General features: G+C 37.6%; 13 protein-coding genes. 7 read left to right on the top strand and 6 right to left on the bottom strand.

Annotated features, from left to right (window positions below; genetic code table 11):
* Positions 1–8 precede the first annotated feature (8 nt).
* A complete protein-coding gene (locus AA650_RS06070; RefSeq protein ID WP_053538363.1) occupies positions 9–788 on the bottom strand; it encodes a DUF3226 domain-containing protein in 780 nt (259 codons plus the stop codon).
* On the bottom strand, positions 785–1,960 hold the full coding sequence (locus tag AA650_RS06065; protein WP_053538362.1) for an AAA family ATPase: 1,176 nt from the start codon (positions 1,958–1,960) through the stop codon (positions 785–787). Before AA650_RS06065 ends, AA650_RS06070 begins: the two co-directional genes overlap by 4 nt.
* A gap of 202 nt (positions 1,961–2,162) precedes the next feature.
* Between AA650_RS06065 and crtD the strand changes: the two genes are divergently transcribed.
* The 3 genes from crtD (at position 2,163) to AA650_RS06050 (ending at position 7,282) form a co-directional block, all read left to right on the top strand.
* Entirely contained in the window at positions 2,163–3,677 is a 1,515-nt protein-coding gene (gene crtD, locus AA650_RS06060) for a C-3',4' desaturase CrtD (protein ID WP_053538361.1), read from the top strand.
* Between the two features lie 684 nt (positions 3,678–4,361).
* Entirely contained in the window at positions 4,362–6,551 is a 2,190-nt protein-coding gene (locus tag AA650_RS06055; protein ID WP_053538360.1) for a transglycosylase SLT domain-containing protein, read from the top strand.
* Between the two features lie 134 nt (positions 6,552–6,685).
* The gene (locus tag AA650_RS06050) at positions 6,686–7,282 is read left to right on the top strand and encodes a Uma2 family endonuclease (RefSeq protein ID WP_027401978.1); all 597 of its coding nucleotides are present in this window, start codon (positions 6,686–6,688) and stop codon (positions 7,280–7,282) included.
* A gap of 62 nt (positions 7,283–7,344) precedes the next feature.
* On the opposite strand, the gene AA650_RS06045 is transcribed toward AA650_RS06050, so the two are convergent.
* The 4 genes from AA650_RS06045 to AA650_RS06030 form a co-directional block, all read right to left on the bottom strand.
* Entirely contained in the window at positions 7,345–8,118 is a 774-nt protein-coding gene (locus AA650_RS06045; RefSeq protein WP_053538359.1) for an ion transporter, read from the bottom strand.
* 58 nt (positions 8,119–8,176) lie between these two features.
* Complete coding sequence (locus AA650_RS06040; RefSeq protein ID WP_053538358.1) at positions 8,177–8,671, bottom strand: hypothetical protein; 495 nt, start codon at positions 8,669–8,671, stop codon at positions 8,177–8,179.
* 364 nt (positions 8,672–9,035) lie between these two features.
* A complete protein-coding gene (locus AA650_RS06035; protein WP_053538357.1) occupies positions 9,036–11,132 on the bottom strand; it encodes a pentapeptide repeat-containing protein in 2,097 nt (698 codons plus the stop codon).
* A gap of 59 nt (positions 11,133–11,191) precedes the next feature.
* Positions 11,192–11,524: a hypothetical protein gene (locus AA650_RS06030; RefSeq protein ID WP_053538356.1), complete on the bottom strand. Its 333-nt coding sequence runs from the start codon at positions 11,522–11,524 to the stop codon at positions 11,192–11,194.
* Between the two features lie 436 nt (positions 11,525–11,960).
* On the opposite strand from AA650_RS06030, the gene AA650_RS06020 reads away from it, so the two are divergent.
* The 4 genes from AA650_RS06020 to AA650_RS29065 all read left to right on the top strand — a co-directional run bounded on the left by AA650_RS06020 (position 11,961) and on the right by AA650_RS29065 (position 14,159).
* Positions 11,961–12,857, top strand: coding sequence for a glycosyltransferase family 2 protein (locus tag AA650_RS06020; RefSeq protein ID WP_199924392.1), 897 nt, complete (start codon positions 11,961–11,963; stop codon positions 12,855–12,857).
* A complete protein-coding gene (locus AA650_RS06015) occupies positions 12,841–13,143 on the top strand; it encodes a hypothetical protein (protein ID WP_168637152.1) in 303 nt (100 codons plus the stop codon). The genes AA650_RS06020 and AA650_RS06015 overlap by 17 nt, the downstream gene beginning before the upstream one ends.
* The gene (locus AA650_RS06010; RefSeq protein ID WP_053538353.1) at positions 13,115–13,390 is read left to right on the top strand and encodes a hypothetical protein; all 276 of its coding nucleotides are present in this window, start codon (positions 13,115–13,117) and stop codon (positions 13,388–13,390) included. The genes AA650_RS06015 and AA650_RS06010 overlap by 29 nt, the downstream gene beginning before the upstream one ends.
* Before the next feature lie 634 nt (positions 13,391–14,024).
* Positions 14,025–14,159 (top strand): hypothetical protein, encoded by a 135-nt coding sequence (locus AA650_RS29065; protein WP_257720896.1) that lies wholly within the window; start codon positions 14,025–14,027, stop codon positions 14,157–14,159.
* Positions 14,160–14,168: the final 9 nt, after the last annotated feature.

Here is a 14,168-nt window from a genome sequence, read left to right as displayed (position 1 = left end):
GGTATTATTCAAGACTCTAAATTCAATAAATTCCTGAAAAACTTAGTTAAATTTTGAACTGCTGGAATTTGAGTTTCTGTTTCAGAACTAATCCAACTGTTATCACTAATACTTGTTTGATTAGTTTTACCAGGTTTTAGAACACTGACGACTGTAGCAATTATCGCCTTTTCTTGATCAAAAGGTTTCCATCTTAAAGGCTTTTTCTTCTTCTCTTCTTCAGAAAATTTATTTATATATTCTCTTGCTCTTTGCATATATTCAGGATAAACTAAATCTCCACAATCACAAATCAAAGTATCTAATACACCTTGTTGAGAATTATCTGGTAATATGTAAATTCCTAATCTTGGTAAACCTTCTATGACATTACCACTTTGATTAACTATAGTTGGAAAATTAGGGAAATATTCTTTAAAACCATGATGATATTTTTCCACAACTTTGTTAGGTGTATCGTCATCAGCATCAGCTATAATTGCAAACGCTAAAAGAGTGGAATAATCAATATCAGATAATTTATCATTCAAATTAGTAATTAAATTACTTCCTTCACCTGCATATAAAGCAATTGATAACGTCTCCGTATACAAAATTGTTGGCATATCAAGTCTTTTATATAAATTTCCCCCTTTAGGATAAGTAGGAATAAATTTCCGCCAAAAACTATCTAGATTTGATTCATCTCCCTTAAATTCAGAAAAGCCTAATAATTTACATAAAATCTTAGATATAAAAGCCTGATCATGATTCCCCTCAACACCAATTAAAACATATTTCCGACTCACCAACGCACCTCCTGACCTAATTCTTCTCTTAATCGTCTTAATCTATGTCCATCATGTCTAACTACTTTTGTTTTTCCTTCCTTGGGTTCTAAGCGATAAAGCACTAAATCTGAATCTGATTCAGTAACTTCTAATAAAGTATCAACAGCTTCAAGACTATGAGTAGTTGCAAATAGTTGAATATCCATTTCTGTACACCACTTAACTAACCATCGAAAAGAATTTTGTAAGGCTTCTGTATGAATTGTTGACTCTAATTCATCAATTAAAAGAATACCACCTTTGACGCTGGCAAGTTTAAGAGCTATATGTAATAAGCGACGAATACCATCACCAAAAGTGCTAACTGGTGCAAGTCCCAGTCTTTCATGTTGAATATATATATTAAATCGAGAACTTATAGATTCTGGAGATAACAAAATTTCTATGTCAGAAATATTTTTATCCATCTGTTGTAATAATTTCACTACATCAGATTTAAAATTTTGAAATCTAGCTTCTGAAAGTAATCGAAATTGTCCGATTTCTGAACGATGAGATGATGGTGTAACTATAGAAGTATTTAAGCATAAGCTAGGTTCTCTCGTTCTAGGTAATCTATAAAAACGTTCATCCTCCCATAGCAAAAAATTTTCAGTAAACGCAGGTGATTCACCAAATAAACTTATAGGTGATGCACCAAGTAAATTTAACTGATAACCATCTGGAAATACATTTGCAAATACCTCTATTTTTAAATCAATTCCTTTCCTAATTCTTGGGCTATCTTCATTTTCAATAGGATTTTTAGTCTTACTTTCTTCAGATAACCATATTTCCTCCATTTCTTCATAGCTTGCTATTAACTTGTTTACAGAGAATAAACCAGTGCTAGAAATAAGAATAATGGGTTTATAAAGTTCTACGGTAGACGCAGAATTATGTGTGAATAACCATCTTAGTGCATCAATTGACTGAGTACGGGATACTCTAATATCCTGCTCTCGTTGACTTGCTGTACTGAGCCATACTTTAATATCTAATGGATGACAGTAGACAGATAATGCTTCTAGTACACTGGTTTTACCTGAGTTGTTAATACCAACAAGCAGGTTAATCCGTCCAAGATCCTTTAGTTCTAAGTCTCGAAGTCCTCTAAATTGATGAATTGTGACGTTTTCTAAATTGCTCATAGGCTTATTTTAGCTCAAGCTGTATACCATAGATTATTTTTCTGAAAGCTGTCAATACATAACATACCATATTGATAATGTAAATAGAGTCATCTACCATTTATTTTATCGTGAATAAATCTGATATATTAGATGTGAATAATGATGATTGTTTGATTAGATCATATCTCATTAATTACTCTGAAATTGAAGTTAATCATCAATGTCAAATCTTACTGATCCAAAAAATCAATCCCGCGTTATCGTCATTGGTGCGGGTATAGGTGGACTTACAGCCGGAGCATTATTAGCACATAGAGGTTATAATGTCCTAATTCTTGACCAAGCAATTGTTCCTGGTGGTTGCGCTTCCACCTTCAAACGTCAAGGATTTACTTTTGATGTTGGTGCGACCCAAGTAGCGGGTTTAGAACCTGGGGGAATTCATCACCGCATTTTCTCAGAATTAAATATAGAATTACCCGCTGCGACACATTGCGACCCAGCTTGTGCTGTATTTCTTCCGGGAGAATCTACACCCATTAATGTTTGGCGTGATTCTCAAAAATGGCAAGCAGAACGTCAAAAACAGTTTCCCGGAAGTGAACCTTTTTGGCAATTATTAACCACTTTATTTAATGCTAGTTGGGAATTTCAAGGACGTGATCCGGTTTTACCACCCCGGAATTTATGGGACTTAGGACAATTAATTAAAGCTGTCCGTCCGAGGACATTTATTACTGCACCTTTTACTTTATTCACTGTGGGGGATGCTTTACGATTATGTGGGTTAGGAAATGACCAAAGACTGCGGACATTTTTAGATTTACAACTGAAATTATATTCTCAAGTTAGTGCGGAAGAAACGGCTTTACTTTATGCAGCTACAGCTTTGAGTGTATCCCAATTACCCCAAGGGTTATTTCATCTGCAAGGGAGTATGCAAGTTTTGAGCGATCGCTTGGTAGAATCTTTAGAACGAGATGGTGGTAAGCTATTAATGCGTCACAATGTTGAAAAAATCCAAGTTGTCCATAACCAAGCCAACGCCGTCATCATTAAAAATCAGAAAACCGGGAAAACTTGGACAGAATCAGCAGATCATATAGTTGCTAACGTCACCGTTCAAAACTTGGTTCAATTATTAGGAGAAAATGCCCCTTCTGGATATAAACAAAGGGTTGAAAAACTCCCACCAGCTTCCGGTGCTTATGTGATTTATTTGGGTGTAGATAAAAGTGCAATTCCTCCTAATTGTCCACCACATTTACAATTTCTATATGATGTAAATAAACCTATTGGCGAAAATAATTCCTTATTTGTATCTGTGAGTCATGAAGGAGATGGTCGCGCACCATTAGGAAAAGCCACCATTATCGCTTCTTCTTTTGTTGATTTTATCCCCTGGTGGGAAACTCAAAATTATGAAGAGTTAAAACAAAAATTTACTCAAGATGCGATATCCAAACTTTCTGAATATTTCTATTTGAAACCAGAAACTATTATTCATGTAGAAGCTGCCACACCTCGTACCTTCGCTCATTATACAGGTAGAGAATCAGGTATTGTTGGTGGTATTGGTCAAAGAATTCCCACCTTTGGACCCTTTGGTTTTGCTAATCGAACACCTATTCGTAATTTGTGGTTGGTTGGTGATTCTACTCATCCTGGAGAAGGGACTGCGGGCGTTAGTTATTCAGCTTTAACGGTAGTTAGGCAAATTCAAAGTCAAAATTAGCAAGACAATTGAGGGCGGGGCATTGGTGTCAACTTAGCCCTGTTTTGTCACTCTCGGAAAACAATAATCGAATCCATCTTTTGTAACTCTTATTTCATCAAGGTTTGGCGGTTTTTTATGTATCAAAAAATAAAATTGTTGCATAAAACGTCAAAACCAAAGCCCCGTAAACCTTTCAGGTATTGTATTTTCCAAATCTGACAGAACAGGGCTAAAGTAAGTAGTGAGACAGAATTAATTACACAATGTCATTGCGTTAGCGTTGCGTAGCGTTAGCCATATGGAACGAAGTGAAATCAAGCAATCGCCAGGGTTGTGATTGCTTCCCTTCGCTCGCAATGACTGTAAATATTTTTGTCCAATTACTTAAACTGGGGATTTTTAGTCATCTTCAGATGACTTTTGCTATGAGACTGGGAATATGGCTAACGCCACGCTACGCTATCATTCCCAGGTGGGCTATGGGTTTTACGTTAAGTTGACACCAATGAGGGCGGGGAGACCCCAACCCTACAATCTGTCACCACAAAATTAAAGAGAGATTACATTTGTATAAACTGGCGGAAAGTCTGGCATCATAGGCGTAAAACTTGGTGAGGGGTGTTACCCTAATGATAAAGTTGCCAAAATATTCATCTAATCGTCAACTTTCTCCGTGAGACGCTAGGCAAACAGCGAGTATCAATGTTGAAAAAACTACAGAAAACACAAATTTATCTACTTGCTGGTGCTGGACTATGTGCCTTTTTAGCCGGGGCAATGGTATCAGCCCCCCAAGCCAGCAAAACCGTCAGTCAATGGTTGAACTTGGGTCAGCGTAAGCCGGAAAAACTATCTGAGGCTGCAAAAGTTAAGTCAGTTGTCTTTTCGCTATTGTCTCAATCTGTACCAGAAAGATTAACAAAACTCACGGAAATTGCTGAAAAAGGCAGTTCCCCAGATCGGGAACGCGCCCGTTATCTACTCTCTTGTGATTATGTAGAAACTTCCCAAGGCAAAAAAGCCCTGAGTCTATTGACAGGACTGGAAAAAGATTATCCTGTATTAGCACCTTATATTTTACTTAAACAAGCCCAGGCTCATGATATTTTAGGTGCAGATAAGCAAGCTTCCGATTTGCGCCGCAAGGTGGTAAAAGAATATGGCAAAGAAGCAGCCGTAGTCAAGGCTATATATGCGATCGCCCAACCAAAATTATCAGATCAAGCGATCGCTCAATTTCCCTCCCATCCCCTCACCTGGGAAATTATCCGCAAACGGTTAAACGATAATCCAAATCAACCCAAATTACAATTAATCTTGGCTCAATACGCCGCAGACGAGCCGGGGATTGTGGGCGTATTAGATCAATTGGTAAAACAGCCACAACTCAAACCCACAGATTGGGAACTCATCGGTTCAGTCTACTGGGATAACAATGAGTTTACCAAAGCTAAAAATGCTTACATTCAAGCCCCAAAAACAGCCATTAGCCTCTATCGTATCGCCAGAGGATTACAATTAAATAAAGAGCAAGATCAAGCCATTGTAGTTTATAAACAACTATTACAAAAATTTCCCACCGCCAAAGAAACAGCAACCGCCCTATCAAGATTAGCCGATATTGCTAAAGGTAAAGATGCCATTATCTATCTTGACCAAATAATTAGTAATTTTCCCGATCAAGCACCTCCAGCATTAGTTAAAAAAGCCAAACTTTTAGAATCTCTCAAAGATAATAAATCAGCTAATACGACAGAGAAATTATTGCTAGGAAAATATAGCAGCACCGATGAAGCCGCAGAATTTCGCTGGAAAATCGCCCAAAATAAAGCCAAAAACAATGATTATTTAGGAGCATGGCAATGGGCGCAACCAATTACTATTAATAACAAAACTAGCATTTTAGCTCCTAGAGCCGGATTTTGGGTGGGCAAATGGGCAACAATACTAGGCAAACAACAGGAAGCTATTACTGCTTATAAATCTGTAATTAGTGAATTTCCTCAATCTTATTATGCCTGGCGTTCTGCCAGTATTTTGGGTTTAAATGTGGGGAATTTTAATACTTTGCGCGTGATGAATCCGGCAATTATTCCCCCCCAACGTCCTGTTCCTCCCGCCGGTTCTCAGACTTTCCATGAATTGTATTTACTAGGACAAGATCGTGATGCTTGGTGGCAATGGGAAACAGAATTTAAAAATAAAAAACAGCCTAGTGTTGCTGAACAGTTTACCGAAGGGTTGATGAGATTAACTAAGGGTGAATATCTCATTGGTATTGACAAAATCGCTAAATTGGAAGACCGAGAAACCCCCACTGAAAAAGCCGAATATGCAGCTTTAAGTCAACAACCCATCTACTGGCAAGCCCGTTATCCTTTTCCTTATTTTCAAGAAATTGAAAAATGGTCTACTTCCCGTCAACTTAATCCTCTGTTAGTTACAGCTTTAATGCGGCAAGAATCCCGCTTTCAATCCAAAATTAAATCCCCCGTCGGTGCAACAGGTTTAATGCAAGTTATGCCCAGTACAGGGGCATGGATAGCCCCACAAATCGGGTTAGATTTCAAAAAACTCAACCTAGAAAATCCTAACGATAATATTATGTTGGGGACTTGGTATTTAGATCATACTCATCAACAGTATGGCAATAATTCCATGTTAGCGATCGCTAGTTATAATGCCGGACCCGGCAACGTCGCCAAATGGCTACAAACCATACCCAAACAAGATCCCGATGAATTTGTCGAAGAAATTCCTTTTGACGAAACAAGAAATTACGTCCGCCAAGTTTTTGGCAACTACTGGAATTATCTCAGACTTTATAACCCAGAAGTGTCTGCCATAGTCAGCAAATATTCAGCAACACACCCACAATTACCAGCAAATTAATGAACCCGTAGGGGCGCAGGGCCTGCGCCCTTAATCAATTTAATAATATTCAATCCGATGTCAAATTCATTTTTTAGCCTAAACTAGATAACGAGGAACTTAGATAAAACACAAATCAGATTAGGTCATCTTCTATGATTGCAACTCCCAGCTATAACTATCTTTCCCCCACAGAATATCTCCAAGGGGAAGAAACCAGCCCTATCAAGCATGAATACAGAGACGGAGACGTTTACGCAATGGCAGGGGCTAGTAATACTCATGTAGTTATTACGCTCAATATTGCTTCAATGCTGAGAAATCATCTACGTGGTAGTGGATGTCAAGCCTACATTGCCGATACTAAAGCACACATTGAATCAATTAATACTTATTACTATCCCGATGTCATAGTCAGTTGTGACCAAAAAGATAAAGCCTTTCATAACTTTTTGCGTTATCCCTGTTTAATTATCGAAGTCCTATCTCCCACCACAGAAGCATTTGACAGAGGTGATAAATTTGCTGATTATCGCCACTTAGAATCACTTCAAGAATATGTATTAGTAAGTCAAACGCGAAGAAATGTAGAAATTTTCCGTCGTAATTCCGAGGGACAATGGGTATTTTATAGTTATGGACAGGGAGAAAATGTGCATTTAGCCAGTGTAGATTTTCACTGTCCTATAGAAGATGTCTATGAAGACGTGAATTTTGAATCCCCTGCTGTAGAAAATTCGCCCAAACCCTGACTGGGCGCAGACCCTGCGCCCCTACTGACTGTGATTTTACCCCCATGTAGTTCTAATAGCTACTACAATTGTTTACCGCACCTTTTACAAAATTCGGCATCTGCATCATGAAAAGCTAAACCGCACCCTTGACAAACAGTTTCCACTTGATTTGCCGTTTTTACCAATCGTCTAATTAAGTCACCAATCTGCCAAGGAATCAGAGCCACGCCTGTTAAAATCATCAATACCGTTAGTAAGCGCCCTAACTCAGAAATTGGTATCACATCACCAAATCCCACGGTTGTCATTGTCACAACTGAGAAATAAAAAGCATCTAAAAAAGTATCAAAATTCTGGGGATTAACTGGATGTTCAACTTGATAAATTAACCCAGAAAAAATAAAAACTATCGCAAATAAAGTAAATAATATTCTCGCAAAAATTACACTATCTTGATTACTGATACTACCAATTAGAAACTTTTTATCAATAAATCTCAGCAAACGCAAGATTCTAAACCAACGTAATAGCCGGATAAAACTAGTATTTACTAATCCTATACAAGATGGCAAAATTGAGATTAAATCAATAATTGCATAAAAACTCAGAATATATTTAATTCTATCTTTTGTACTCCATAAGCGCAGTAAATATTCTCCAGCAAAAATTATTAATACACAATTATCTAATACTCTTAACTCCCAGCGAGCCTCTTGAGAAAGATCATAAGTTTCCGCCACGAAAATTCCTGATGATACTAAAACCAACAGAGAAATAGCTACACTAATTACCTTACCTATAGGAGTTTCTATGTCTGTTAAGTAAAAATCTATTTTCTCTCGGTTTAGCACCATCTTTTCCAAAATTCAACATTAAAAATCAAAAGGTTACAAAATTTTTACCAATTAAGAATTAAAATTTTAACCCAACTCCACCTTGTAAAGATAAAGCTGTACCACCAGTATTTCGGTAGGCATCAAAGGCAATAATAGCATTACCAAAAATCACAGTATTACTATTAGGAATAACATAGTCAATTCCCGGTTGCAGAGCAAAGCTAATTTTATTACCAACAGGGGAAGGCGTATCACCACTAGTTAAGACTAAACCAGCACCTAAATAAGCATCAGTTTGCCAGTTGAGGGGGATGTCATAGGAAACAGTCGGAACTACTGCTGTTCCCCTACCAATTAAAGCTTGAGTGCGGAAAGAAATGGGTGTTTCTAGTAATTTGTAGCGAAAAGCCAGGACTCCGCCCAATTGAGTACCATCTGTCAACCCCACAGTCGGACCAATACCAACATAACTGCCATAAGCTACTTGTGCCTGTGCTGGTTGAGAGTTTACCACTAAACTCACAACTGTTCCGATTCCGATTATCCCAAGCCAATATTGAAAACGTTTCATTAGCCTACTCCTGACACACTCTGAATTTAATATAACTTAGGTAAGAGGTTTACTGAAAATCTTATTCTTGTCAGAGGGTGTTTTAAAAGTCCCTGATGATGTACCAAATATTTATTACCCCCCTTAATCCCCCCTTATCAAGGCTACGGTGTACACACATCCTTACCCAAAGCGAGTTTTCTACAACGAGAAAGAATCTATTGAAAATCCAGTTCCCCTCTCGAAGAGCGGGGAGGGGTTTTATGGTAACCAACAGGAAATTTCCGACTTGTGTGTACACCGTAGTTCATAATGGGAGGGTTAAGTGGGGTATAACTGTGCTAAAAATCACAGAATAATACTTTTCAAACATCCTTTCATGTGATTATGGACAACGGGAATTTAGTCCACCTTGAGTACAAATAAATGCCAATTGTTGCGGATCTAAATTTTTAGCTTGACTGAAATCTACTCCTTTAATTGAGGCACTTTGAGAACCAATATCAGGTGTTTCCACAAACTGATCTGCTAGATTTTGTTTACCAACAAAGAGAATTGTGCCTTGAAAATCTGCTCCAGCGACATTTGCTCCTCGTAAGTCAGCACGACTTAAATCAGCACTTCGCAAATTAGCGTTTTCTAAGTTAGTCGAGCGTAAACTAGCGCCAGTGAGTCGAGTAGCACTTAAGTTAGCATGACTGAGATTAGCATAATCTAAATAGCTTTCCGATAAATCTGCACCTTGCCAGTCCGTTTTAGTTAAATTCGCGTAGGCTAATTGTGTACCAATGGCAGAAACCCGGACTAAATTGGCGGCATATAAATTTGCTTCTGTTAAGTTAGCGTTGCTTAAATCTGCATTTGTAAGGCTGGCATTTTCTAAAATTGCATTTCGTAAATCTGTACCTACTAACTGGGTACTACTGAGATTAGTCCCAAATAAACGGGTGTATGATAAGTTGGCTTTGTTAAGATTAGCCCTACTTAAATCACTACGACTCATGGAAACCCGACTCAAGTTGGTATTACTTAAGTTAGCTCGCTTTAGTTGAGTGTTATTTAAATCAGCGATCGCATCATCATAAGTATCCCAACGTCCATCTTCACCAACGCTGCGAAAACGGCTACCTTGGAAGTTAGCTTGGTTAAGGTTTGCTGATTTCAAGACGACTCCTGATAAATCAACGTTATTTAATACCAAGTTAAATAAGGGCTTTTCCCCAGATGCTTGAGAACCTAATTGAGCATTGCTCAAGTCAATGTTGTTAATTTTGCCACTGTAGATAGCCAGAATTTTATTAATTACCTGCTGGGTGAGAATTAACTGATTTTGTCTAATTTCCCCATTGGGACTTTTACCCACAGATGCTAGTTCTCCAGCGAGAAACTGATTCATCCGATTTAATTCGGGGATGGCTTTAAAACCAGCATTAGTTAAGGCTTGTTGAATGGTATCCAGGGTTTTGGGGTCTGTTTCTTTAACTAATAAGTCAATTAATAATTTGATGGCTTGTTTATCATCAACACTACCCAAGGCTAAAATAACTCTTTGGCGGTCTTCGTTGGTAACACCGTTGTTGGGATTGAGTGCTTTGATGAGTTCAAGGAACTTTTGACTATTAGTTTGTTCGCTTCTCCGTTGGCTTTCTTGGGTTTGGATGTAGATTTGTGTACCTATTAAGGTTGATAACACAGCAATCATGCTAGTTAACCCTACTAAAAACAGGCTGATACTAGGATTATTTCTGGGGGAAGCAGGGGAAGGAGATTGTGAACTATCTACATTATTTTCGGTTATTGTTGAATGCTCCCCAGGAGGAATAACAGTGCTGGTTGCATCTATTGTATATGTCCCTGCAAGTTGATCATGGAAAGAGCGGGGACGCTTTTGGTTAGGACAGCCTTTTGATTCTGCTAAGATCATTAACATTGTTAAAGATGTAAACAGAGCCAAGTTGGGGAAAACAAAGCTGTAACGCCAAAGTAGATATGCGACGGAAACTGGGATTGTCCAACGTCCTAATCCTTCTCTAACTATGACTGCGCCTAAACCTGGGGCTGTTCCAGCTTCGTTTACGACTCGCACACCAAACCACCGTTTGGGAATGGTGCTGCCTGTTTTAGCCAGTAAATACAATTGCCACCCACAGAGGCTTGTGGGCAATAATAGGGCTAATGTCCACAGGATATTGGTCGGCCAGGCGACGTTGCGAATACCATAACTGATGGGTAATGCTAGTGGTCTAGCGATCGCTTTTTCTGTGACTACCAAGACAGGATTCAGCGGCACTCGCCGAATCTCACTACGAGAATTTACATATACGCCTAAACTATAAGGAACTAACCCACTGGCAATAAAGAGTGTTATTTCCACCGTCCAAGCTACAAAGCGCCTCGTTGCTAATGGTGTAATCTTAGATTTTTTCGGTTCTTTGGGGCGGCTAGACTGACTACTACTTTTGCCGATCATTGGATTCGCCATTGCATAATTACCTGTGATTTTTTTACGCCACCATTGGCATGACTCAAATAGGCTATTGCTTATTTTCCTTGTCCATTAGCAATAAAAAATTTGTATCCAAGATACACTAACACTGCCAAAACCGCCAGACTAATTACAGAAGCAACTAGAGCAAATACTGTTTGCAACATCCAAATGGTTATCAACATGACTATACCTGTCACTACCAGCTTTTTAATTGTTGATAAGCCATTAAACCAATTTCTGGACTTTTCTAAATATAACTTCCATTGAGTAACGCTAGTTACAGGTGTCTCTGTTTCTGATTGACGAGCATTTACACCGGCAGATTTGATTTCTGCTGCTAGGTTTTGGAGACGACGTTGTAAATCTTCTTCTGGTTGAGAGTTCATAAATTATAATGTCTAATTTTGGATGAGAATAATATGACCATAGATAATAATACTTTGGATTTAGTGGCTGGAGGATTAGCGATCGCTATTTTGATAGGGGGAATGTTGATGATGTTCACCACCATCTTCAGCACCAAAAAATAATTTTCTCCCAGGTAAATGAGGTATAAAACTAATGCTGGAACTCTGATTCCCACATTATCCCCCTTAATCCCCCTTACCAAAAGGGGAAACCGGAAAATTCTCTTCCTTACCAAGAGGAGGTTTAGCTATACCCTTAATAAAAATGTTACAATATGTTAAGAATTATATTAGCACAATGTGGCAGTATAGTATTGTATTGCTTATTGACTTTCCAGTAAATCTACTAGCTTAGATTATGCCTCACATTTCGGTGGTGATCCCAGTCTATAAAGCAGAAGACTGTTTGTAAGTTTTGTATAAGCGTTTTGCGGATTCATTAGAGACGATTACACAAGACTTTGAATTAATCTTAGTTGAGGATTGTGGGGGCGATCGCTCTTGGGATATAATTACTGAATTAGCTAACAGTGACTCACAGGTAAAAGGAATTCAATTTAGTCGGAATTTCGGTCAACATTATGGTATAACCGCAGGCTTAGACCATTGTGATGGTGACTGGGTTGTAGTTATGGATTGTGACTTGCAAGACAGGCCAGAAGAAATTCCCAGACTTTATGCCAAGGCTCAAGAAGGTTATGATGTTGTCTTAGCTAGGAGGGGAAAACGAAAAGATTCTCCTTTAAAACGAGTGACATCATGGCTATTTTACCAGATTTTCAATTATTTTACTGAACTGCAATATGATGGTGAAGTTGGCAATTTTCGGATAATATCTCGACAAGTTGCCCAGAGTTTTTGTCTAATGCGTGAACGACTGAGATTTTTTGGAGGTTTAGTAGATTGGATGGGATTTCCTACTGCTAGTATTGATGTTTTCCATGAAGAACGCTTTGCTGGGAAAAGTACCTATACCTTTGCTAAATTATGGAAATTAGCTAGTGAAACAATTATAGCTTATTCTGATAAACCCTTGAGATTAGCCATTAAACTAGGTTTTATCATTTCTAGTTTTGCTTTTATTTATGGACTTTATATACTTATTGAAGTTTTGGTTTATGGTGCAACTGTAACAGGTTGGAGTAGTATTATTGTTTCCCTATATTTTTTGGGAGGAATTATTATTTCTATTTTAGGAATTTTAGGCGTTTATTTGGGGAAAACTTTTGATGAAATCAAGAAAAGACCTTTATATTTAGTCAGAAATAAAACTAAAAATTTAGATTTTGATGAAAATGAAAACCGAAAATAAAATAACAATTTTTGCAATGACAGAAAAAGGTTATAGAGTTTTACAGAAACTATTAACCAAATTTAAACATAATATTGAAATAGTCATTGGTTCTCGTGACTCACAACTGCAAAAAGATTTCTACTCAGAAATAAAGTGTTTATGTGAAGATAATTATATTCATTTTGTCGACAGAAAAGACTTTGGAGAAATAACAACTCAATACGCAATAGCTGTATCTTGGCGATGGATTATTAATACGGATAATAGCAATTTGATTGTTTTTCAAATTAAAAAGATTTATTGATGCTGTGGGTTATCCATATAAGGGCGCTGCTACAACACTAAATGGTGATTTAGTTAGAATTTTAGAAGCTGAAATAGTAAAAGATGTTGTAATTGAAAATCGTACACCCGGGAAAGTTATCTTCATAGAAAACTCACAGCCTATAGTTGTTTGTGGACAAGGATTGTTGAAAATACAAAAACTGATGGATGATAAAGAAAATAAATCTTTAATTCCTTTATCTAAGTTTAGATCAAGGTTTGGATAAATTAATTTATAAATCAATACCTTGTCCAAATTAGAAAAAGCCTTGATTTGTAGGTTGGGTTGAAGCATGAAACCCAACAAATGCGTTGGGTTGCGCTGTCGCTTAACCTAACAAACCAGGAAATGGACAAGGTATTGATAAATAGAAACACTTTTACCTATTCTTTCAATGAAAACTGACAAATTATTTTACGGAGATTCTCTAGAACAAAACGAGGCTGCTGACTGCTTAGAAAAATCGGCGTTGCTGAATCGAGGTATGAAATTCCCAAATTGAATCTTTAAAACTCAAACCTCAGTGCGTCTTTGCGCCTTTGCGTGAGACTAAAATTCATACCCTTAATCAGCAACGTCGAAAAATCCATCGCTCTTCCCTTTGATGATTAGTACCAGCGCAGGGGAAACGCATCTTATCAATAAGGACTATTTAATCTCAATAATGACTCAAACATTTGCATTAACGTCTACTTATTGACAATAATTTAAACCATCACGATGACTCTGAAAAAATCAATCAAACGATAAATACCGATTCTTTCGTTTATACACAAAAATGGTGTTCTGTCAATAAAATTTAGATGCGTTTCCCCTGAGTACCAGCGCGGACAGCACTAAAATCTACGCTATATCTAGCAATGCGTAAAGTTGAACTTGTATCTACTCTCAATATTCATGAAAAGGAAGTAAAACAGATTCTAAATCCCCACCAGTCCACAAAATTATCTACAATGGAATCAACTCTAGCGGTACTTGGACAACGAGTTGAATGACAAATTAGT

The sequence above is a fragment of the Anabaena sp. WA102 genome (assembly GCF_001277295.1).
GTDB lineage: Bacteria > Cyanobacteriota > Cyanobacteriia > Cyanobacteriales > Nostocaceae > Dolichospermum > Dolichospermum heterosporum.
Note: the sequence above shows the minus strand (reverse complement) of the source record. Positions and strands in the feature narration are given on the sequence as shown.

Excerpts from the sequence above, each read along its gene's own strand:
- AA650_RS06065 (WP_053538362.1), bottom strand. The coding sequence starts at position 1,960 with ATGAGCAATTTAGAAAACGTCACAATTCATCAATTTAGAGGACTTCGA.
- crtD (WP_053538361.1), top strand. The coding sequence starts at position 2,163 with ATGTCAAATCTTACTGATCCAAAAAATCAATCCCGCGTTATCGTCATT.
- AA650_RS06055 (WP_053538360.1), top strand. The coding sequence starts at position 4,362 with ATGTTGAAAAAACTACAGAAAACACAAATTTATCTACTTGCTGGTGCT.
- AA650_RS06050 (WP_027401978.1), top strand. The coding sequence starts at position 6,686 with ATGATTGCAACTCCCAGCTATAACTATCTTTCCCCCACAGAATATCTC.
- AA650_RS06045 (WP_053538359.1), bottom strand. The coding sequence starts at position 8,118 with ATGGTGCTAAACCGAGAGAAAATAGATTTTTACTTAACAGACATAGAA.
- AA650_RS06040 (WP_053538358.1), bottom strand. The coding sequence starts at position 8,671 with ATGAAACGTTTTCAATATTGGCTTGGGATAATCGGAATCGGAACAGTT.
- AA650_RS06035 (WP_053538357.1), bottom strand. The coding sequence starts at position 11,132 with ATGGCGAATCCAATGATCGGCAAAAGTAGTAGTCAGTCTAGCCGCCCC.
- AA650_RS06030 (WP_053538356.1), bottom strand. The coding sequence starts at position 11,524 with ATGAACTCTCAACCAGAAGAAGATTTACAACGTCGTCTCCAAAACCTA.
- AA650_RS06015 (WP_168637152.1), top strand. The coding sequence starts at position 12,841 with ATGAAAACCGAAAATAAAATAACAATTTTTGCAATGACAGAAAAAGGT.
- AA650_RS29065 (WP_257720896.1), top strand. The coding sequence starts at position 14,025 with ATGCGTAAAGTTGAACTTGTATCTACTCTCAATATTCATGAAAAGGAA.